The sequence below is a fragment of the Streptomyces sp. NPDC059851 genome (assembly GCF_042732005.1).
Classification (GTDB): Bacteria; Actinomycetota; Actinomycetes; order Streptomycetales; family Streptomycetaceae; genus Streptomyces.
On sequence record NZ_JBHWJJ010000143.1, the window covers coordinates 1 to 20,902 of the forward strand.

The 20,902-nt window shown below is 71.3% G+C and carries 16 protein-coding genes and 1 pseudogene; 6 read left to right on the forward strand and 11 right to left on the reverse strand.

What is annotated here, in order from left to right:
- From ACFV7Q_RS32530 to ACFV7Q_RS32550, 5 genes are all read left to right on the forward strand, one after another.
- Positions 1-5,677 (forward strand): amino acid adenylation domain-containing protein (locus ACFV7Q_RS32530; protein WP_385434039.1); only part of this gene is annotated, 5,677 nt, incomplete at its 5' end.
- Between the two features lie 5 nt (positions 5,678-5,682).
- Positions 5,683-5,898: an MbtH family protein gene (locus ACFV7Q_RS32535; protein WP_385434041.1), complete on the forward strand. Its 216-nt coding sequence runs from the start codon at positions 5,683-5,685 to the stop codon at positions 5,896-5,898.
- Positions 5,899-5,908: 10 nt separating this feature from the next.
- Positions 5,909-7,156: a cytochrome P450 gene (locus ACFV7Q_RS32540; RefSeq protein WP_385434043.1), complete on the forward strand. Its 1,248-nt coding sequence runs from the start codon at positions 5,909-5,911 to the stop codon at positions 7,154-7,156.
- Between the two features lie 30 nt (positions 7,157-7,186).
- Positions 7,187-7,924 (forward strand): SRPBCC domain-containing protein, encoded by a 738-nt coding sequence (locus ACFV7Q_RS32545; protein ID WP_385434045.1) that lies wholly within the window; start codon positions 7,187-7,189, stop codon positions 7,922-7,924.
- A gap of 37 nt (positions 7,925-7,961) precedes the next feature.
- Positions 7,962-8,150, forward strand: a complete 189-nt coding sequence (locus ACFV7Q_RS32550) for a hypothetical protein (protein ID WP_385434047.1) — start codon at positions 7,962-7,964, stop codon at positions 8,148-8,150.
- Positions 8,151-8,226: 76 nt separating this feature from the next.
- On the opposite strand, the gene ACFV7Q_RS32555 is transcribed toward ACFV7Q_RS32550, so the two are convergent.
- The 7 genes from ACFV7Q_RS32555 to ACFV7Q_RS32585 all read right to left on the reverse strand — a co-directional run bounded on the left by ACFV7Q_RS32555 (position 8,227) and on the right by ACFV7Q_RS32585 (position 15,358).
- Positions 8,227-8,964, reverse strand: a complete 738-nt coding sequence (locus ACFV7Q_RS32555; RefSeq protein ID WP_385434049.1) for a class F sortase — start codon at positions 8,962-8,964, stop codon at positions 8,227-8,229.
- Positions 8,961-9,785: a hypothetical protein gene (locus ACFV7Q_RS32560; RefSeq protein WP_385434069.1), complete on the reverse strand. Its 825-nt coding sequence runs from the start codon at positions 9,783-9,785 to the stop codon at positions 8,961-8,963. The genes ACFV7Q_RS32555 and ACFV7Q_RS32560 overlap by 4 nt, the downstream gene beginning before the upstream one ends.
- 204 nt (positions 9,786-9,989) lie before the next feature.
- Complete coding sequence (locus ACFV7Q_RS32565; protein ID WP_385434051.1) at positions 9,990-10,691, reverse strand: ribosome-inactivating family protein; 702 nt, start codon at positions 10,689-10,691, stop codon at positions 9,990-9,992.
- A 209-nt stretch (positions 10,692-10,900) separates the two neighbouring features.
- On the reverse strand, positions 10,901-11,404 hold the full coding sequence (locus ACFV7Q_RS32570; protein ID WP_385434053.1) for a hypothetical protein: 504 nt from the start codon (positions 11,402-11,404) through the stop codon (positions 10,901-10,903).
- A gap of 100 nt (positions 11,405-11,504) precedes the next feature.
- The gene (locus ACFV7Q_RS32575) at positions 11,505-11,933 is read right to left on the reverse strand and encodes a VOC family protein (protein WP_385434055.1); all 429 of its coding nucleotides are present in this window, start codon (positions 11,931-11,933) and stop codon (positions 11,505-11,507) included.
- A 138-nt stretch (positions 11,934-12,071) separates the two neighbouring features.
- Entirely contained in the window at positions 12,072-14,504 is a 2,433-nt protein-coding gene (locus ACFV7Q_RS32580; protein ID WP_385434057.1) for a SpoIIE family protein phosphatase, read from the reverse strand.
- A 266-nt stretch (positions 14,505-14,770) separates the two neighbouring features.
- A complete protein-coding gene (locus ACFV7Q_RS32585; RefSeq protein ID WP_385434059.1) occupies positions 14,771-15,358 on the reverse strand; it encodes a cysteine hydrolase family protein in 588 nt (195 codons plus the stop codon).
- A 92-nt stretch (positions 15,359-15,450) separates the two neighbouring features.
- On the opposite strand from ACFV7Q_RS32585, the gene ACFV7Q_RS32590 reads away from it, so the two are divergent.
- The gene (locus ACFV7Q_RS32590) at positions 15,451-16,446 is read left to right on the forward strand and encodes a GlxA family transcriptional regulator (protein ID WP_385434061.1); all 996 of its coding nucleotides are present in this window, start codon (positions 15,451-15,453) and stop codon (positions 16,444-16,446) included.
- A gap of 854 nt (positions 16,447-17,300) precedes the next feature.
- Here ACFV7Q_RS32590 and ACFV7Q_RS32595 read toward each other — a convergent pair.
- From ACFV7Q_RS32595 to ACFV7Q_RS32610, 4 genes and pseudogenes are all read right to left on the reverse strand, one after another.
- Positions 17,301-17,954, reverse strand: a complete 654-nt coding sequence (locus ACFV7Q_RS32595) for a CE1759 family FMN reductase (protein ID WP_385434063.1) — start codon at positions 17,952-17,954, stop codon at positions 17,301-17,303.
- Positions 17,951-19,066, reverse strand: a complete 1,116-nt coding sequence (locus ACFV7Q_RS32600) for an LLM class flavin-dependent oxidoreductase (RefSeq protein WP_385434065.1) — start codon at positions 19,064-19,066, stop codon at positions 17,951-17,953. The genes ACFV7Q_RS32595 and ACFV7Q_RS32600 overlap by 4 nt, the downstream gene beginning before the upstream one ends.
- 680 nt (positions 19,067-19,746) lie before the next feature.
- The gene (locus ACFV7Q_RS32605; protein WP_385434067.1) at positions 19,747-20,256 is read right to left on the reverse strand and encodes a hypothetical protein; all 510 of its coding nucleotides are present in this window, start codon (positions 20,254-20,256) and stop codon (positions 19,747-19,749) included.
- A gap of 365 nt (positions 20,257-20,621) precedes the next feature.
- Positions 20,622-20,902, reverse strand: a pseudogene (locus tag ACFV7Q_RS32610) (hypothetical protein); the annotation flags it as partial.

Genomic DNA, 20,902 nt, shown 5'->3' on the forward strand with positions numbered 1-20,902 from the left:
GGCCGAACACCCCGCCGTCGCCCGGGCCGTCGTCCTCGCGCAGGACGACCGGCTCGTGGGCTACGTCGTCCCGCGCCAGGAGTCGGCCCGGGACAGCGGCTTCGAAGCGGACCACGTGGACGAGTGGCGGGACATCTACGACGCCCTGCCCATCGTTCCTGAGGAAGCCGCCTTCGGCCACAACTTCGTCGGCTGGAACAGCAGTTACGACGGGAGCCCGATCCCCGTCGAGCAGATGCGGGAGTGGCGGGACGCCACCGTGGCACGCATCCTGGCCCTGCGCCCGCGCCAGGTGCTGGAGGTCGGCGTCGGCACCGGCCTGCTCCTCTCGCAGATCGCACCGCAGTGCGAGGCCTACTGGGCGACGGACTTCTCCGCCACGGCGATCGATGCGCTGGCTGCCCGAGTGGCGCGGGAGGAACGGCTGGCCGAGCGCGTGGTGTTGCAGACCCGTCCGGCGCACGACACCGACGGGCTGCCGGTCGGCCGGTTCGACACCATCGTGCTGAACTCGGTGGTGCAGTACTTCCCGTCCGCCGAGTACCTCGCGGACGTGATCGAGCGGCTGATGCGGCTGCTCGCCCCCGGCGGCGCGCTCTTCGTAGGCGACGTCCGCAACCTGAGGCTGCTGCGCCCCCTGGCCACGGCCGTGCAGCTGCACCGCGCCGACACCGGCGCCGACCTTCCCTCGGTGCGCCGTGCCGTGGAACAGGCCCTGCTGGTGGAGAAGGAACTGCTGGTCGACCCGGACTTCTTCGCCGTCCTGCGCGAGGGCGGCACCGTCGATGCGGTGACCGTGGAGGTCAAGCGCGGTCGGCACCACAACGAGCTCACCCGCTACCGCTACGACGTCACGCTGCACAAGCAGCCGGCCGTTCCGACGGCACCGGCCGCGCCGCAGGAGCTGACGTGGGGCCGGGACGTCACCGACCTCGTGGGACTGCGCGAGCTGCTCACCCGGCGCGGCCCGGTCCCGGTGCGCATCGTCGGGGTGCCGAACCGGCGCGTCGCCCGCGAGGCAGCGCTGGCCCGTGCGGTGCAGAACGGGGACGGCACGCTCGCCGAACTGCTGGACCGGCTCCACGGCCCGGACAACGTCGACGTGCCCGACCCGGAGGACCTGCACGCGCTCGGCGACGAACTCGGCCGCCGAGTGGACGTCACCTGGTCGGCCGGCGCGCCCGACGCCCTGGACGTCGCCATCGGGGGCGTACCGGGAGACGCCCGCGTCGAGGCCTACCGACCGGTGCGGCCGTCCGGCACCGCACTGTCCTCGCTCACCAACCGCCCGACCGGAAGCCGCGCCACGGGCACCCTCGTCGGTGAGCTCCGCGACCGGCTGCGCGACCGCCTGCCCGACCACCTCGTGCCGTCGGCCTTCGTCGTCCTGGACGCATTGCCGTTGACCGCCAGCGGCAAGCTCGACCGCCGCGCACTGCCCGCCCCCGACCTGGGCACGGCCACGACCGGGCGGGCGCCGCGCACCCCGCAGGAACAACTGCTCGCCGAACTCTTCGCCGACGTGCTCGGGCTGCCCGGGGTCGGCGTCGAGGACAGCTTCTTCGACCTCGGCGGTCATTCCCTGCTGGCGACCCGCCTGGCCTCCCGGGTCCGTGCGACGTTCGGCGCGGAGCTGGAGGTCCGCGCGCTCTTCGAGCACCCGACCGTGGCCGCCCTGGCGGCCCGCCTCGACGGCTCGGTCACGGAGCGGCCCGCGCTCACCGCCCGTCCGCGCCCCATGGGGGCACCCCCGGCCGAAGGCTGGGGGAGGATCCCGCTGTCCTTCGCCCAGCAACGCCTGTGGTTCCTGCACCGCATGGACGGTCCGAGCGCCACCTACAACATGCCGCTCGCCCTGCGCCTGGACGGTGAACTCCACCGGGCGGCGCTACACGCCGCGATCGCCGACGTGATCGCCCGGCACGAGAGCCTGCGGACGGTCCTGCGCGAGGCGGACGGCGTGCCGTACCAGCTCGTGTTGAGCACGGACGAGGCCCGCCCCGGGCTCCCGGTCATCGAGCTCGATGACGAACGGCTGCCCGGCCGGCTGGCGGAGGGGGCCCAGCGCGGCTTCGACCTGGCCGCCGAGCCGCCGGTCCGCGCGGAGCTCTTCGCGCTCGCCCCCGACCGACACGTGCTGCTGCTCGTGGTGCACCACATCGCGGCCGACGGCTGGTCGATGGGCCCGCTCTCGCGCGACCTGGCCACGGCCTACGCGGCCCGCTGCCGGGGCGGGGAGCCCCAGTGGTCCCCGTTGCCGGTGCAGTACGCCGACTACACGCGGTGGCAACGCGATCTGCTGGGCGACGCCGCCGACCCGGAGAGCCTGTTCGCCCGGCAACTCGCTTACTGGAGCGAGGAGCTGGCCGGGCTGCCGCAGCAGCTGGAACTGCCCGCGGACCGGCCACGGCCGGCGGTGGCCACCCAGCGGGGCGGCCGGCTGGACGTCCGGCTGGATGCCGAGCTGCACCGGGCGCTGCGGGACCTCGCCACTGCGCGCGGCGCCAGTACGTTCATGGTGCTCCAGGCCGGACTCGCCGCGCTGCTGACCCGGCTCGGCGCCGGCACCGACATCCCGATCGGCAGCCCCATCGCAGGGCGCACCGACCAGGCCCTGGACGACCTCGTCGGGTTCATGGTCAACACGCTGGTGCTGCGCACCGACACGAGCGGCGACCCCGGCTTCTCCGAACTGGTAGGCCGGGTGCGGCAGAAGGCGCTGTCCGCGTACGCCCACCAGGACGTACCGTTCGAGTACCTGGTCGAGGTGGTCAACCCGGCCCGATCACTGTCGCACCACCCGCTGTTCCAGATCATGTTGGCCCTGCAGAACGCGCCGTCGGGCGAGTTCACGCTGCCGGGGCTGGTGACCGGCTACCTTGAGGCGCCGACCGGCACCGCACGGGTCGACCTGACGTTCAGCCTGGCCGAGCAGTACCGCGCGGACGGCAGCCCCGACGGGATGGTCGGCGCGGTGGAGTACGCCACCGACCTGTTCGACGCGGCCACCGTGGAAGTGTTGTTCGCCCGCTGGGCGCGGCTCCTGCGCGCGGTGGTCGCCGACCCCGACGGGCCGATCAGCCGGATCCCCATCTTGTCCGGTGAGGAACGCCACCGGCTGCTGTCCGAGTTCAACGACGCCGCCGCCGTGCTGCCCGATGCGGCGCTGCCGGAGCTGTTCGCGCGTCAGGTGCGCGCCACCCCCGATGCGGTGGCGGTCGTGGCGGGCGGGACGGAGCTGACCTACCGGGAACTGGACCTGCGGGCCAACCGCCTGGCGCGGGCGCTGATCCGCCAGGGCGTGGCACCGGAAACACCGGTCGCGGTGCTGCTGGACCGCTCGGCGGACCTGGTCGTGGCGCTCCTGGCGATCATCAAGGCGGGTGGCGCCTACGTGCCCCTCGACGCGCGGTTTCCGCAGTCCCGCATCGACCTGATCCTCCAGGAGGTCGGGGCGGCGCTGGTGCTCACCGAGGACGTGCTGACCGCACTGGTCCGGGCGGAGTCCGACTCGTCCGACCCTGGAGTCGTCTGCCACCCGGGGCAGTTGGCGTACGTGATGTACACCTCGGGTTCGACCGGGCGACCGAAGGGCGTGGCCGTCACGCACCGCGACGTAGTGGGCCTCGCGCTGACCCCCTGCTGGCACGACGGCGGACACGAGCGGGTGCTGCTGAACTCCCCGACCGCGTTCGACCTCTCGACGTACGAGCACTGGGTGCCGCTGCTCGGCGGCGGCCGGGTCGTCGTCGCACCGCCCGGTCGGCTCGACCTCGACCTGCTGCACCGGGCGGTCAGCGACCACCAGGTGACCGGGCTGTGGCTGACGGCCGGCCTGTTCCGACTGGTCGCCGAGGAGCGGCCGGGCCTGCTCGCGGGGGTCCGCGAGGTGTGGACCGGCGGTGACGTGGTGTCCCCGGCCGCCGTCGCCCGGGTGCTGGCCGCCTGCCCCGGCATCACGGTGGTCAACGGTTACGGGCCGACCGAGGCCACGACCTTGGCCACCTACCACCCGGTGCACACCCTCTCCGAGCAGGCCGCGAGCGTGCCGATCGGCCGGCCGATGGCGAACATGCGCGCCTACGTACTCGACGCCGCGCTACAGCCGGTGCCGCCGGGCGTGGTCGGCGAGCTGTACCTCGCGGGGGTGGGCGTGGCCCGGGGCTACGTCGGCCGGCCGGGCCTGACGGCAGAGCGGTTCACCGCCGACCCGTACGGGCCGGCCGGGGACCGGATGTACCGTACGGGCGACCTGGCGTGGTGGATGGCCGACGGCACCCTGGAGTTCGCCGGACGGGCCGACCACCAGGTCAAGCTGCGCGGCTTCAGGATCGAGCCCGGCGAGATCGAGGCGGTCCTCGCGAGTTGCCCGGGCGTCGCCCAGGCGGCCGTCGTCGCCCGCGAGGAGCAGCCCGGCGACAAGCGGCTCGTCGCCTACCTGGTGCCCGCTCCCGGGGGTGCGCCCGAGGCGGGCGAGCTGTCCGACCGGCTGCGCCGCGAACTGCCCGAGTACATGGTGCCGTCGGCGTACGTCACCCTGGACGTGCTGCCGCTGACCGGCAACGGCAAGCTGGACCGGGCCGCCCTGCCGGCCCCCGACTACGGTGCGCCGGGCGACGGGCGCGGCCCCCGGACGCCGCAGGAACAGTTGCTGTGCGACCTGTTCGCCGAGGTCCTCGGTCGGGAACAGGTGCGCATCGACGACAGCTTCTTCGATCTGGGCGGGCACTCGCTGCTGGCCGCCCGCCTGGTCTCCCGCGTCCGCGAAACCCTCGGCGTCGAGGTGGGCCTGCGCACGCTGTTCGAAGCGCCGACCGTCGCCGGGCTCACCGAACGCCTGGTCATGAACGATCCCGACGACGCATTGGACGTGGTGCTGCCGCTCCGCTCCACCGGGGACCGCACACCGTTGTTCTGCATCCACCCCGGCGGCGGCATCAGTTGGTCGTACAGCGGGCTCCTGAACCACGTCCGACCCGACTACCCGGTCTACGCGATCCAGGCCCGCGGCCTCGGCCGGCCCGAACCCCTGGCGACGTCGTTCGAGGAGATGGCGGCCGACTACGCCGACCAGATCCAGAAGATCCAGTCCGAGGGCCCGTACCTGCTGCTCGGCTGGTCCGCCGGCGGGCTGATCGCCCACGCCATCGCCTGCGAACTGCAGGCGCGTGGCGAGAGGACCGCGCTGCTGGCGATCCTCGACGCCTACCCGGTGAAGGACGTGCAGTTCGAGGAGATGCCCGTGCCCACCGAGCGGGACGTGCTCGTCGGCGTACTCGACTGCGACCCGGACGAGCTGGGCGACGGGCCGCTGACCTACGGCGACGTCGCCGCGGTCCTGCGGGAACGGGGCAGCGCGTTGGCCGGCCTGACGGAGCGGCAGCTGGAAGTCATCGTCCACATCATGATCAACAACGCGAAGCTGGCGGTCGACTTCGTCCCCGGCAGGTTCGACGGGGACCTGCTGCTGTTCAACTCCACCATCGACCGCGGCAAGGACGACGCCGGGCCCGGCACCTGGCGCCCGTACATCGCGGGCCGGATCGAATCGCACGACATCACCACCCGGCACGACCGGATGACCCAAGCCGGCTCGCTGGCCCAGATCGGACCGGTCCTGGCCGCCAAGCTCGCCGAGGCCACCGGTGACACCCCCCACCACAACCAGGAGGACTGATTCCCATGACCAACCCGTTCGAGGACCAGGACGGTACCTTCCTCGTGCTCGTCAACGAGGAGGCGCAGCACTCGCTGTGGCCGCAGTTCGCGGACGTCCCCGCCGGCTGGACCGTCGCCCACGGCCCCGACGGCCACGCCGCCTGCCTGGAGTACGTCGAGCAGGCCTGGACCGACATGCGGCCCAAGAGCCTCGTCGACGCCATGGACGGCCAGAGGTAGCGCGGCCGACGTGACCTCCACCGACACCCTGGACGGGGCCCGCGGCACCGCGGACCCCGTCCGGCCCGGCGACCTCGCCGCGGCGCTGCACACGCCCGAGTCCCGCCGGGACCCGTACCCGTTCTACGCCCGCATGCGGCGCGAGAGCCCGGTCCACCGCAGCGCCCAGGGCATCTGGTACCTCACCCGGTACGCCCACGTCGAGGTGGCCCTGGGCGACCTGCGGTTGTCCAACGACCGGGACCGGATGACCCGCGCCTACGGCGCGCTCGGCGGCGACCTGAAGGCCTTCAGCCGGATCACCGACCGGCTCGGCCGGGTGATGACCAACACCGACCCGCCGGGCCACGCCCGGCTCCGCAAGCTGGTGAACCGCGCCTTCACCGCCCGGCGGGTCGAAGCCCTGCGCGACCGCGTCCAGCGGACCGTCGACCGGCTCGTCGACGAGGCCGTCGCCGCCGGGTCGACCACGGACCTGATCGAGGCGGTCGCCTCACCGCTGCCGCTGGCCGTCATCTGCGAGCTCTTCGGCATCCCGCCCGAGGACCGCCCGCAGGTCAAGGCCTGGTTCCGCCGCCTCGGCCGGCTGACCGAGGACATCGACAAGTCCGAGGTGGCGATCGAGCAGTACGAGGAGTACCTCGCCCGGCTCGTCCGCCGGCGCCGGACCGACCCCGGCGACGACCTGATCAGCGCCCTGGTCACGGTGCAGGCCCAGGACGACCGGCTCACCGACTCCGAACTGCTGTCCACCTGCTTCGTCCTGATCACCGCGGGCGACGAGACCACCACCCACCTCATCGGCAACAGCGTGCTGGCCCTGCTCCGCCACCCCGAGCAGCTGACCCGGCTGCGCGAGGACCCCGCGCTGATCCGCACGGCCGTCGATGAACTGGCCCGCTACGACACGCCGACCCAGGCGATCGTCCGGGTCGTCGCCGAGGACGTCGAGATCGGCGGGCGGACGCTGCGCGAGGGCGAGCTGGTGTACCTGTTCCTCGCCGCGACCAACCGTGATCCCGAGCGCTTCGAGGACCCCGACCGGCTCGACCTGTCCCGCCCCGGCAACCGGCACCTCAGTTTCGGCAACGGCCCGCACTTCTGCCTCGGCGGTCCGCTGGCCAAGCTCCAGGCGGAGGTGGCCGTCGGCACGCTGGTCCGCCGGCTGCCGCACCTGCGGCTGGCCGACGGGGCGGCCCTCGAATGGCGGCCCAACCCCCTGCAACGGCGGCTGACCGCCCTCCCGGTCAGCTACTGACACGTGAACGATGACGAAGGAGATCTGACCATGGCCCGAGAGTTCGAGGTCCGCCGGGAGCAGGACCTGCCCGCCACGCCCGAGCAGGTCTGGAAGGCGGTCGCCACCGGCGCCGGCAACCTCGGCTGGCTGTACCCGATGGAGGTCGAGCCGCGCGTCGGCGGCAAGGTCACCCGGGGCAACGGCACCGTCGTGGCGTGGGAGCCGCCGCACCACTTCGCCGTGCGCGTGTCCACGGACGACGGGTTCTCCAACACGCTCACCTACCGGATCGAGCCGGTCGACGGGGGAACGAGCCACCTGCGCATGGGGATCCACTGGGTGCACACGGGAGTCGTCGACGACTACTGGGACACCAAGGCGTACATGGCGGAGAAGCACGTCGACTTCTACCAGCACGGCCTCGCCGAGTACCTGGAGCACTTCGCGGGCCGCCCGGCCGTCTACGTCAAGGCCGGCCGCGACGAGCACACCAGCGACCCCACCGACTTCGCCGATCTGCGCCGGCGCCTCGGCCTCCCTGACGACGCGGCGGTCGGCGACCGGCTGTCACTCGCCCTCCCGGGTGCGGACGGCGGCCGGGAGGTGGTGGTCGTGGACTGGCTGAGCGCCGACTTCGTCGGCCTGCGCGGCCCGGACGCGCTGTACCGCCTGTTCAACGGCAGCTCCTGGAACGGACCGATCTGGCTCGGCCACCACCTGTTCGCCGAGGACGCGGACGAACAGCAGGCCACCAAGGCGTGGAACGCCTGGCTCAACAGCGCCTGACCGTCCCGCGTCACGACCGACAACCGAAGGACCCCTGGTGGAAACACTGCTCTACGCGGCCGAACTCGTCGAGGAAGACGGCACCTACACGCTCGTCGTGCAGGACGTGGTGCGGGACACGGTCCAAGTCACCCCGGTCCCCAAATCGGCGGTGGACAAGCTCCCGACCTTCCTGACGGTGCTCAGCTCCAAGCTCAACTCCGCACCGGGGCGCAGGCGCCAGTAGAACGCCCGGCCCCGGATTGGGGCCGGTGCCGTCCGACCGCAATGGCATGCGAACGGCGCCGGCCCCTCCGTCTTGGTTACGTGGTCCCCGTCATGCTGGCGAACACGACGACGTTGCTGTCGTAGTAGTTCTTCTTCGGGTCGAAGTCGCCGCCACAGGTGACCAGTCGGAGGCCCGCGTGGTCGAGGTTCTTGTAGACCTCCAGCGTGGGGAACTTGGCCTTGGGGTACTCGGCGACCCGGTTCACCGTGAACGTGACCGTCTTGTTGTCCCGCCGGGTCACCTTGATGGTGTCACCGGCCTTCATCGTCTTCAGTTTCTCGAACACGGCCGGCGCGCCGTTCCACGTGACATGGCCTGCGATCACCGCCGGCCCTTGGGAGCCGGGGGTCGGCCCCGGCTCGTACCAGCCTGCCAGCCCGGGGTCCTTCGGGGTCTCCATCGCTCCCTCGGGGTTCAGCCGCAGCGTCTCCAGGGAACTGGAAACACCGAGGGACGGAATCGTGATCTTCTGGGGCTCCGACCGGGCGAGGGCGGGCTCGGCCCGGCCCGTACCGCTCTGCGCCCCGCCTCCGGACGACGTGTCGTGGCCGCCGGTGGACGACTCCCCCTGAGGAGCGTTCGGGGCGCCGCCGTCGGCCGGTGTCCCGCTCTGCGGGGCTTGCCCCCGAGGGGCGGGGGGCGCCCCCTCGTCCTGGCCGGCGCACCCCGCGAGGAGCATCATGGCCAGGGCGGCGGCCGCGAGGGGGCCCGTTGTCCGGCGGCGGAGCCGCGCGGCGGACACCGCAGGTGCGCAGACGTGGGTGGTCTTCACGCGGCGTCCCCCGGTGTCTGCGTACGGCCGGGGCCTCCAGCGGCCCGCTTCCGCCCGACGGCGATCCCGCCCGCCGTTGCCGCGTACAGGACGGCTGCTGCCCCGGCCACCGTGGCGATCGCCAGCGCCGGGCTCTGCGGAGAACCGCCGCCGGTTTCGATGCCGCCGACCGGAATGGACCCCACGGCCGCGCCCTTGACCTCTCCGCAGTTGGTCGGCGCCGTGGCCTCTTGGGGCAGCTTCGGGTCGAGCTCGCTCTTGCCGGCGCCCTCGAAGTCGTACTTGCCGTTCTTGTTGCGGTCGATGCCGTGCTGGACGACGTGCAGGTCCTTGATGTGGTCGACCACGTCCTGGCCGACGGTGATCGTCCGCTCGTAGACGACCTTGCCCTTCTTGTCGGCGACGGGCATGCGCTCCACGGCGAGACCGCTGGTCGGCTTGGTGTCCCCGGACGTGGTGAGCGAGATGTTGATGTCGCCGTAGTCGACGGTGGCCTCGGTGTTGTTGAGGATCCCGTCACGGTTGGTGTCGTCGCTGGCATCCGGGCAGTGGAAGTCGTGGCCCTTGGTCGAGCCGTGCAGATGCTGGGCCGACGGCTGTCCGGGCACCATGCCCGTGGACTCTATGCGCACGGTCAGCTGGTTGCCCTTGAGATTGAGCATGACGGTGCCTCGGGAACCGGAGTTGTTCAGCTGTGCCAGGTCGATCTGGTACGCCTTCCCACCCTCGGCGAGGGCCTGGCCTGGAAGGCCCAGCGCCAAGAAAGCGGCGGCGGGCACGGTGGCTAGGACCACGAGACGGCGGCCAGCGCGCTTGACTATCACGTTCACTCCTGTTCCATGGATTCCCGAGGGGGAACCGCAGATCGTACCGGGGGCGGAATAATCTCCCCAAGGTGTTCCGGCTGCTCCTTCGAGGCGGCAACACCACGGGATCGGGGCCTGTTGCGATGATTTGCCGGACGGCCGACCACCTGCGCCCCGGGCAATGAATACGCTTCGGAAGGAAATCGGGTCGCCCGCTGGTTACGCGACTTCTCGAATCGCGGTCGAAGGCGGTTCACCGGTCATCCAGATGCGTGACACCTCGTCCGCCAGCATCGGGAAACGGGCAGCCACGCAGAGCATCTCCGAAAGCACGAGGATCCCCCGCGCGGTGCACTTCGGGTCGCTGTTCCGATGCAACCAGACGACCGAATTGATCATGGGGCGACGCCCCAGGGGAAGGGCGGTTCGCCGGGCACCGGCCGCCGCCTCCAGGGCAGAGCATCCCCCGCCGAACGGCAGGGCTGCCGTTCGGCGGATTCCAGGGGGCACGACCGAGTCCCGCACGTGACGGAAGTGCACTTCCGGCGGGGCCTGCCCGTTCTCGAAGGTGTTCCGGAATCCGACGATGCGAATGCCCGAGGCCTGCGAGAAGAACTCGACGTAGAGCTCGATGGACAAGCCCCTCAGCTGGATGTTGACGGGAAGGTAACGCACCCTTCCCTCTCCGCGCCCCACTTTCCGGGGAAACCCCGGCGCCTCCGCGGCTCTCGACCGGATGGCAGAAACGAGGAGCCGGTATTCCTCCACCGAGGCGTCCTCCACGGAAAACGACACGGGGTTCAGTACGACGGCATCCGTCAGGTGGAGGAGCTGAGAACTCGTACTCCCCAAAGGACGCTCCATCGCAGCCGGTTCGATCCTGTTGCACTGGCGCACTACGACAACCACCGCCTTCGACATGACCCGATCGGCGACAGTTCGCCTCATCCGTGTCGCCGGGCCTGGTTCGGTCCAGTTCTTTGTAGTCGCTCGTACGGCGGAGGAGTGAATACTTGCCCTTTGGTGCTAAGAAATCGTCGAACGATTCCGCCCGACCGGAGCCGGTGCCGCGGCACACGAGCAGGGGGCGAGCCCCTTGTCCGGGCCCGCCCCCGCCGTCTTTCCCCCACTCAGAACTTCGCCGGCGTCACGCGGACCGTGGTGCTCGCCTCCACCCCGGATTCCAGGCCACGAGCGGTGTACGTGTGGAAGCCCGGGCTCGGGTTGTGGCCGCGGGTGTACGTGAACCGGCCGGTGTCGTCGGCCCGGAGGAAGGGGTTGAAAATCGGGTCCCCGTCGAAGGCCATCTGGATCTTCTCCCCCGGTTTGAAGTTGATGCCCTGGAAGGTGCAGTTCTCGAACCTGGCGAAACTCCCGCAGCCGGTGAGCACGGCCTTCCCTTGCGGGTGCCACGGCTTCGGCGGGGGCGTCGGCTTGATCACGGGACTCTTGGGACTTGGACTCCCCGGACCCGGACCCTTGGGGCCGGGATCCTTCGGCCCCGGGTTCTGCGGGCCGGCCGGCTTGGGATCGGGGCTTACCGGGACGGGGTCGCCCTCGACCTTGATCTGGCAGCCGGCCACAGCCAGGACGGCGGCCACGACGGCAGCGGCGGCGAGGTGTGCTCGTGTCATGGTCGCCACGGTCGCCCCCGCAGGGCGCCCGGGGCATCCGTACTGCCACTGAACCGACGTACCGATTCGGATTCGAGGGCCGGGTCCGGCGTCGACCCCTTTACCCGACCTCCCGGGCCGGGTCCGCCGCAGGATCCGCAGGGGTCAGGACGAAGGTGTGACCGGCGGGATCGCTGAGGAGGCGGAGGGAGCCGCCACTGTGCTTGGTACGGATGCCCGGGTCGGTGCTGGTGGCGAGCGGGAGGGCGCCCAGCGAAACGGCCTCCCGTTCGGCCTCGTCGAGGTCGAGGGCGGCCACTTCTATCCACAGGTGCGCCTGCTGTGAGTCCTCCGGCCGGGGCCAACTCGGCGGCGCGAAACCGGCGTCACGGCGGCACGCGATCCTGACTCCGGCCGCGCCCACCACGTCCACGTCGTCCGATGTGCGGCCCGGCCGGACCTCTCCGCCCAGCAGGTCGGCGTAGAACTGCGCCAGGGCCTTCGGGTCGGCGCAGTCGAGGGCGATCACGGGTGTCTTCTCCACGGTCATGCCGCGCGTCTACCCCCTGTGTCCGCCCGCACACGGACGGGTTACGAGCGCCTGCGCCGTGCAGTGCGGGCGCTACTGGAACGCGACCCCCACCTCATCTCCGGCCCGATCGGCGCGCAGCAGGCCCCACCCCGTGCGTCAGCCGCTCGCGCGGCGCAGGGGGATCTCGGCCCACACCTGCTTGCCGCCGCTGAGCGGCACCGAGCCCCAGGCCATCGCCGTCGCCTCGACGATGAGCAGCCCGCGTCCGCCGGTCGCTTCCCAGCTCACCGACACCGGTTTGACGGGGCTGCGCGGGGACGCGTCGTTCACGGCGATCCGCAGCCGGTCCGCCGACAGGGTCAGATCCATCCCCACCTCGCCCTGGGTGTGGGCGATGGCGTTGGTGACCAGCTCGGACACGACCAGCAGAACGGAGTCGAGTTCCTCCGCCACGCCCCAGGACCGCAGGGTGCGCGTGGTGAAGCGGCGTGCGTGCATGACCGCCTTGGGCAGTCGCCACACCGTCCAGTGGCTCCGCATCGGCCGGCCCTTCGTGCCGTCGTAGCGCAGCAACAGCAACGCCACATCGTCATCGCGACGGCCCACACCGAGGACCAGCTCGTCGGCCAGCCCTCCGGCGCCCACCGGATCTGCTGTGGCGAGCACGTCACACACTCTCCGCATGCCCTCCTCCAGGGGCAGCCTGGCGGACTCGACCAGGCCGTCCGTCAGCAGGACGAGCAGGGTGCCGGGGGCCAGCCCCGTCTCGGTCATGGGGAATTCGGCATCCGGGAGCACGCCCAGTGGAGGTCCGCCCTCGACCGCCATCTCCTCGGTGACCCCGTCCGGATGGCGCAGTATCGGCGGCAGATGGCCGGCCCGTACGGCCCGGGCAATGCCCTCCTCCATGTCGAGGTCCACGTACGCACAGGTGGCGAAGAGATCGGTCTCCATGCCCACGAGCAGACGGTTTGCCCGCGCGACCACCACGTCCGGCGGGTGGCCCTCCACCGCGTAGGCCCTGACCGCCGTACGCATCTGGCCCATGATGGTGGCGGCTGCCGCGCTGTGCCCCTGTACGTCCCCGATGACGAACGCCACATGGCCGTCACCGAGCGGAATGACGTCGTACCAGTCGCCGCCGACCTCCAGTCCCGCCGTCGCGGGCAGGTAACGGGCGACGGCGACCCCGCCCGGCAGCTCCGGGAGCTTGCGGGGCAGCAGACTGCGCTGGAGCATGGTGGCGAGTTCATGGCCGGCGTCCAGCGCGTGGGCGCGTACCAGGGCCTGCCCCGCCAACCCTGCGATCACGGTCAGCAGCGAGCGTTCCTCCGGTCCGAACCGGTGCTCCGCGTCCCACCCCACCAGACACACTCCCACCATCCTGCCTTCGGCAGGCAGCGGCAGCACCGCGAGACCACCGGGCCCGACACCGGAGAGGCCGGGCTCGAGAGCCGCGCCCGGCGGCCACAGGCTCATGTGCCCCCCGCGCAGCGCGCCCTGCAGCGAGGACAGCTCACCGAGCGACACGTCGGGCCACTCTGACCGCCATTCCGAGCGCCAGACCTCGGGCCAGGCATCGGGCTCAGGAGGGTCGAGGGCGGTGACGATGAGCCGCTCGGGCTCCAGTTCACCGACCGCGACCCGGGAGGCGCCGAGCGGCTCGCGCAGGGCGGCGACGACCAGTCGGCTGACCTCCCGGATGGTCGCCGCTCCCGCCAGCGTGGCCGACAGCCGCTGCACGAGGGAGACCTCGTCGGCGCTGGGGCGCAGGTAGGTGGCATCGGCCACCACGCCCAGGACGCGTTGCGGTATGCCGTCGGATCGCACCTCCACCCGGCAACGCATTCCCAGCCAGCGCAGTTCGCCGTTCGGACGGCGGATGCGGAAAGCCAACTGCTGTCCGGCGGCGGCCAGCCGGTCCGGCTCCACGATCGCCATCAGCGCGGGCATGTCGTCGGGGACGGCGCAGGCGAGCAAGGTCTCCACCTGCCCGTCGAACTGCTCGGGAGGCAGTCCGAGCAGTTCCAACACGTTCGCGTGGGCCTCCATGCGGCCGGTGCTCAGTTCCAGGATGAAGGCGCCCCCTTGGTGGGGCACCAGGGACTGCCCCAGGTGTGCCTGCGGGGTTCTGCGCCCGGTCAGCCGAGCGGCGACCGCTTCGAGCCCGGCAGCCACCTGATCTGCGTAGAGCTCCAGGAGGCTGCGGTCGTCAGCGCTGAAGCCGTCCCCGACGTCGCCGGCCACGATCAGGCACCCGAGCTCCTGATCGCCGTGTCCCAGGGGTAGCGCGCCCAGCGAGATCCTGGCAGGCGACTGGGGGTCACCGTCCCGGATCCGGGTGGGGAAGTGGTGGGGCTCGTCCTCGATGAAGGTGGCGAGTTCCTTGGGAGTCAGCCACAGCGGGCGGCCGGAGCGGAAGGCATTGGCGGCGGGCGAATGGCCGGCGACGGCGAGGATCGCGGGCAGTCCGTACAGGACGCTGCGGTTTCCCGTCAGCTCGGCCAGATGGAGCTCCTTGTCCTGCTCGGCGACCACGTAGACGGCGGCGAGCTCGGCCCCGCAGAACGCAAAGCGATGCCTGGTCACTGTCCGTATCGCCTCCTCAGCGGACGTTGCGCCCACCCACCTCCCTCCATGCTGTCGCGCCCGGGACCGTTCGGGCGACTCGGAAGGCGGGCTCGCTAGGGCCGCTGCCGCATACGCTGCGTGGCCGCGCGTCACGGCGCGACGGGGCGAGCGGATCGAGGAGGCGAGGAGGAAAGGGGGGAGGGAGCGCGAGGGCGGCTGACGATCCGGCCGGCGGGAGGTGGACTGCCGGCCGGATGTCGCACGGCGGACCCGCGACCGGGGTGTCAGGGGCGGAGGGCGGCCATCACTTCGCCGGTCGTCACCACCCGGGCGAAGCCGCCGCCGTGCAGGGAGACGGCAGTGGAGCGGGTCAGTTCGTCGGCCGTCAGGCGCCAGCCGTTCGGGCCGGTCAGGTCGAAGGTGTGGGTGGCGTCGAGGGCGACCAGCACGTCGTAGCCGAGGTTGCCGCCCATGCGGGCGGTGGTCTCCACGCACATGTTGGTCTGGATGCCGATCAGCACGACCTGGGTGATACCCGCCGCCTTGAACCATTCGTCGAGGTCGGGGGTTCCGTAGAACGCCGAGTTCACGGACTTGGTGACGAGCAGTTCCGGCCCGCGGCCCTTGCCGCGCCTGTCCTCGACGTACTCCTTGAAGTCGTTCCCCCCGCACCCGGTCCGCAGCGGCGAGCCGGGCGCGGTCGAGTCGTGTCGTACGAAAACGACCGGTCGGTCCGTGTCCTGCCAGGCCGCGATGAGCGAGGCGATGTTCGCGTCGGCGGCCGGGTTGTTGCGCGGTCCCCAGAACTCCGACTCGTCGAAGCCCTTCTGTACGTCCACGACGACCAGCGCCGCGTTCTCCGTGATCTCCATGCCTTTGATCCTGCCCCGCCCGTCGGGCCCGGTCACAGCACGCGAAAAGACGGCGATCGATGGATTACTGCCAGGACGACTAGACTGCCGGAATGGTCCGACCCGCAACACCGGCTCACCGCATAGCCCTGCTCGCCTTCCCCGGCATCCGGGCCTTCGACGTCTCGGTGATCACGGAGGTGTGGGGCGCGGACCGCACCGACCGCGGCGTGCCCGCGTTCGAGCTGCGTCGGGTGGCCGCGGGCCCCGAACCGGTACCGATGCGCGGTGGGATCGCACTCACACCGGACCGCACGCTCGCCTGGCTACCCCGCGCCGAGTTGGTCCTGGTCCCGGGCCTGGACGACCACGTCACCCCCGCCCCCGAACCGGTCCTCGCGGCGCTGCGCCGCGCCCACGCCCGCGGCACCACCATCGCCGCACTGTGCGGCGGCGCGTTCACCCTCGCCCAGGCCGGGCTCCTCGACGGCCGCCGCGCGCTCACCCACTGGGCCCTGACCGATCTGCTGCGGGCCCGGCACCCGCGGGTCCGCGTCGAGCCGGACGCCCTGTTCGTCGAGGACGACGGTCTGTGGACCTCCGCCGGAACCGCGGCCGGCATCGACCTGTGTCTGCACCTGGTGCGCGCCGCGCACGGCGCGGAGGCGGCCGCGGCCATCGCCCGCTCCATGGTCACTGCGCCGTTCCGGACCGGCAGCCAGGCCCAATTCATCGAACACCCCACCCCGCGCGCCAACCGCGACGCGGACGCGCTGGCCGACGTACGCGCCTTCGCCCTGGCACACCTCCACGAGCCGCTCACCGTTTCCGCGCTCGCCGCCCGCGCCGGGATGTCACCGCGCTCCTTCGCCCGGAACTTCACGGCGGCCACCGGAACCACCCCGCTGCGCTGGCTCGTGGACCACCGCATCGCGGCAGCCCAGAAACTCCTCGAACGCACCGACCTGCCCATGCCGGAAGTCGCCCGGCAATCGGGTTTCGGTAGCGAGGTCACCATGCGCCAGCACTTCGCATCCCGCCTGGCAACCAGCCCGCGCGCCTACCGCACCTCCTTCACCGACCGGTCCCCGGTTGCACGCGAGCGTTGAACCAGGCCCGTCGCGGTGCCGGACGACGACGGCTGCCGGGGCCCACACCGTGCGTCGGGCCCGTCGGCCGCCGATCGAACCGGCTCGTTCGCGCCCGACAGCGGCCTGAGGCTGCCAGGATGAGGGGCACCGCCGGATGCCGCTGCGAGGAGCACCCATTGACCAGTCCCCGGCCGAGGGGGCCCAAGCTGCCGCCGACCTACCCGCCGAAGACGCCTCCCCCTCAGAAGCGGCCCGTGGAGCCGCCGCGACCGCGGCCCGCGACGAAGTCGACGTCGCAGGCCGCGGTGGGCGGCCGCGGACGGTCGTCGAGCAGCGGCTGGTGACGCCTCCCTCTTCCCAGGGTGGTCAGGGATTGTGGAAGGCCACTTCCGGGTTGGTCGAAGAAGGCCGCCGCACGGGCACGGGTGAGGGTCAACGCCCGATCCGCCGGCAGCAGGCTGCGGGCACCCCGAAGTGGTCCAGGATGACGGGCGCGTCCGTGAAGGTGAAGTGGTCTCCAACTCCTCGTAGTGCACGCGAAGTTGGGTTCTTGACTGGTTCGGGCCGGGGAGCAGCCCGCCGGTCCGAGGGTGGTGCGTTCTCGGCGAGGCGTTGCCCGTGGGCGCGGTCGGCCGTCACCAACGCATCGATCCATGGGCGGAGGGTCTGCGCTGTGTCCAACTGTGGTGGCCGACGGGAGTCCGCAGCGATCTGGTCGACGTGGGTGGTGATGTGCCGGGCGGCGCGCAGGTCGGGGTGCCACGGACTCACCGTCACCGGCCCGGATCCGCTCGCGGCGGCCGGCCACCGGCTTCCCGCGCAGCGCCCCGTCCGGGACGGGAGCGCGGGCGCGGGAGCCGAGCGCACTGCGGCTACGGAGCCCGTAGGGCCGCCAGCCGCTGCTCGAAGGGCACCACCTCGAAGCCGTCCGCCGGGTCCACCGACGTGATCGCCCCCGTCAGCGAACGGGGTGCGATCGCGGCGGCGGTGCCGACGTCCGGGGCGCCGTCCAGAGCGGCGGGCGCCATGAAGCGCGCCAGCTCCGCGCCGGCACGGGCGATCCGTTGTGCCAGCCCCTCCTCGCCCCAGTCCTCAGAGGCCGCGTACACGGCGGTCGGCAGGACGAGCGCGCGCAGGTAGGCGAACAAGGGGCGCAGCGCGTGCTCGGTGGCCAGGGAGTGCCGGGCCGTACCGCCGGTCGCGCCGAGGAGCACCGGTTTCCCGGTGAGGGCGTCCTTGTCGAGGACGTCGAAGAAGGACTTGAACAGGCCGCTGTACGACGCTGCGAAGACCGGCGTCACGGCGATCAGGCCGTCCGCGGCCGCCACCGCGTCGAGCGCGGCGGCCAGTCGGGCGGGCGGGAACCCGGTGACGAAGTGCTGGGCGATCTCCGTCGCCAGGTCCCTCAGTTCGATCACTTCGGGCGCGGCGTCGACGTGGCCCAGCGTCGCGGCCGCGAGGCGGTCGGCGAGCAGGCGGGTCGAGGAGGGCGAGCCCAGTCCCGCCGATACGACGATGAGCTTCATACCTGCGTCTTCTCCTTCGGGGTCTCCTGGGCCGGGGTCTCCTGGGCGGCCGCCACGCGGGCCGAGTGCGTCGGCGCGTCCGGAACGCCGGCCGGGCGCAGGCTCGCGAACTCCTTGCGCAGCACCGGCACGACCTCTTCGCCGAGGAGGTCGAGCTGCTCCAGGACGGTCTTCAGGGGCAGGCCCGCGTGGTCCATCAGGAACAGCTGCCGCTGGTAGTCGCCGGCGTAGTCCCGGAAGGACAGGGTCCGCTCGATGACCTGCTGCGGCGAGCCGACGGTCAGCGGGGTCTGCGAGGTGAACTCCTCCAGGGACGGGCCGTGGCCGTACACCGGCGCGTTGTCGAAGTACGGACGGAACTCGCGCACCGCGTCCTGCGAGTTCCTGCGCATGAACACCTGACCGCCGAGCCCGACGATGGCCTGCTCGGGGGTGCCGTGCCCGTAGTGGGCGTAGCGCTGCCGGTACAGATTCACCATCTGCTTGGTGTGGGAGGCCGGCCAGAAGATGTTGTTGTGGAAGAAGCCGTCGCCGTAGTACGCGGCCTGCTCTGCGATCTCCGGCGAACGGATGGAGCCGTGCCAGACGAAGGGCGCGACGCCGTCCAGGGGGCGCGGGGTCGAGGTGAAGGACTGCAGCGGCGTACGGAACTTGCCCTTCCAGGTGACGACGTCCTCGTCCCACAGCCGGCGCAGCAGCGCGTAGTTCTCGATGGCGAGGTCGATGCCGTCGCGGATGTCCTTGCCGAACCAGGGGTAGACCGGTCCGGTGTTGCCGCGGCCCATCATCAGGTCGACGCGGCCGTCCGCGACGTGCTGGAGCATCGCGAAGTCTTCGGCGATCTTCACCGGGTCGTTCGTGGTGATCAGCGTCGTCGACGTGGACAGGATCAGGTTCTCCGTGCGCGCGGCGATGTAGCCGAGCATCGTCGTCGGCGAGGAGGGGACGAACGGCGGATTGTGGTGCTCACCGGTCGCGAAGACGTCGAGGCCGACCTCCTCGGCCTTCTGCGCGATCGCCAGCATCGCCTTGATCCGCTCGTGCTCGCCGGGCACGCGTCCGGTCGTCGGATCGGTCGTGACGTCACCGACGGTGAAGATTCCGAACTGCATGACTCCCCTTCCCAAGGTTGTTTATAATTCAACTATACCCGGGAACTGCAGATGCACCCGAGGTATTCCCCATGGGGGCGCGAGGCCGACCGCGTCCGACCCTGGGGCTTTCGGGGCCACATGCCGACCGGCGATGCCCCTGGACAGCCGGCCGCCGCCCGCTCTCTCACCTTCAAGACAGTGCCTACCAGCCTCCTGGCCAGCAGGAACACACCTCCGTCAGCGGTCTGTCACCTTCGAGGCTGCACGACCAGGACGGCCCACTACGGCAGGCAGAGGTGCTCCGGAATGGCCGAGCCGGCCCGCTGGGCCTCGTCCGCTGCGCCGCGCGGGGGCGATGCGGGGGCGGAGAGTGCGGCCCTGCCGGGGGAAGCCGCCGGTCCGTGACCGTGAGGAGCGTAGGGCGAACCCTACGGAGCGAACGGCGGCCAGCGGCCCGGCCCGCGAGGTGGCCGGAGGGAAGGGGACCGACGCCATGGCGGGGTTTGACGGCTGCGCTCCCGCCGGGGAGCCGGCGCCGCCGTTGCGCGTGCGGGACGGTCGTGCCGATTCCGATTCCGGGCGAGCAGCATTGAGAGGTGCCCCGGTCGGATCCGATGACGACCCCGGACACCGAGCGGGTCGAGGGAAGGGGCCCTCAGCCTGCCCGGTGATTTCCCGGGGCAGGATCTACCCTGAACTCATTTCGCCGTGTCGGCCCCTGCGTCGACGTCGGCAAAGAACGCGTCAGCAATGACACGGTTGCGCTCGACGTCCGTGAGCGGCTCGCCGACGATACGACCGGCAAGCTCAGTGGCCAACGCAAGGACACCTTCGCGAAGCTCGGCCTCGGCAATGACTCGTTCCGCTTCGAGCTGCGCAGCGGAAGCAGCGACCAGTTCCTCGCGCACCTTCTGCGCCTCTGCACGTACGCCAGCGAGCAGGGCCGCACCCTCCTCGCGGGCGGATTGCCGGATCCCCAAGGCCTTGTGACGGGCCGCGCTCAACTCGGCCTGGTACTCGGCACGAACGCGCTCCGCCTCCAGCCGGACTTCCTCAGCCAGTTCCAGCCTGCCCTCAGTGAGGACCTCTCGTTCCGCGAGGGTCTTCCCGATCCGAGGCAGCAAGATCTTTGCCAGGATGACGAAGACCAACAGGAAGCAGAGCAGGCCCAGTATGAGTTCGATGAGATCAGGCTCCAGAGGTCCCATGATGTGATCATAAGGGCGCGATGTGATCGTTTTGAGTGAGCAAGCTGCTACGACCGAAAATCGCCCACGAAACGCCGCGCATTACAGCGCCACTCGCCTACTCGCACGGCACCGTTTCCCGCGGCAGCCGACCCCGTGCCGCGGCCAGCGGGTGCGGGCCGGCCGGGCGGGCGGGCGGGCGGGCGGGCGGGCGGGCGGGCGGGCGGGCGGGCGGCCAGGGTGACCACCGGGCGCCGCGCAACTGGGCGGATGTTCTGCGGGATCTGTGCACGACATGACGGAACCCGCCACGGTCTCGTGGCGGGTTCCGTCATGTGGTCGCCAGGTCGACATGGGCACGCATCCGGCCCGCGTCGCCTCGACTGCTACTGGTTGACGTTGGCCTGGTTGGCCTTGCCGCCACCCTGGTTCACGTTGGCCTGGTTGACCTTGCCCTTGCCCTGGTTCACGTTCGCCTGGTTCGCCTTGCCGCCACCCTGGTTCACGTTGGCCTGGTTGACCTTGCCACCGCCCTGGTTCACGTTCGCCTGGTTGACCTTGCCCTTGCCCTGGTTGACGTTCGCCTGGTTGACCTTGCCGCCGCCCTGGTTGACGTTCGCCTGATTGGCATCGCCATCACCCTGGTTCACGTTCGCCTGATTGGCAT

Excerpts from the sequence above, each read along its gene's own strand:
- ACFV7Q_RS32535 (WP_385434041.1), top strand. The coding sequence starts at position 5,683 with ATGACCAACCCGTTCGAGGACCAGGACGGTACCTTCCTCGTGCTCGTC.
- ACFV7Q_RS32565 (WP_385434051.1), bottom strand. The coding sequence starts at position 10,691 with ATGTCGAAGGCGGTGGTTGTCGTAGTGCGCCAGTGCAACAGGATCGAA.
- ACFV7Q_RS32545 (WP_385434045.1), top strand. The coding sequence starts at position 7,187 with ATGGCCCGAGAGTTCGAGGTCCGCCGGGAGCAGGACCTGCCCGCCACG.
- ACFV7Q_RS32605 (WP_385434067.1), bottom strand. The coding sequence starts at position 20,256 with ATGGGACCTCTGGAGCCTGATCTCATCGAACTCATACTGGGCCTGCTC.
- ACFV7Q_RS32585 (WP_385434059.1), bottom strand. The coding sequence starts at position 15,358 with ATGGAGATCACGGAGAACGCGGCGCTGGTCGTCGTGGACGTACAGAAG.
- ACFV7Q_RS32570 (WP_385434053.1), bottom strand. The coding sequence starts at position 11,404 with ATGACACGAGCACACCTCGCCGCCGCTGCCGTCGTGGCCGCCGTCCTG.
- ACFV7Q_RS32575 (WP_385434055.1), bottom strand. The coding sequence starts at position 11,933 with ATGACCGTGGAGAAGACACCCGTGATCGCCCTCGACTGCGCCGACCCG.
- ACFV7Q_RS32595 (WP_385434063.1), bottom strand. The coding sequence starts at position 17,954 with ATGAAGCTCATCGTCGTATCGGCGGGACTGGGCTCGCCCTCCTCGACC.
- ACFV7Q_RS32600 (WP_385434065.1), bottom strand. The coding sequence starts at position 19,066 with ATGCAGTTCGGAATCTTCACCGTCGGTGACGTCACGACCGATCCGACG.
- ACFV7Q_RS32590 (WP_385434061.1), top strand. The coding sequence starts at position 15,451 with ATGGTCCGACCCGCAACACCGGCTCACCGCATAGCCCTGCTCGCCTTC.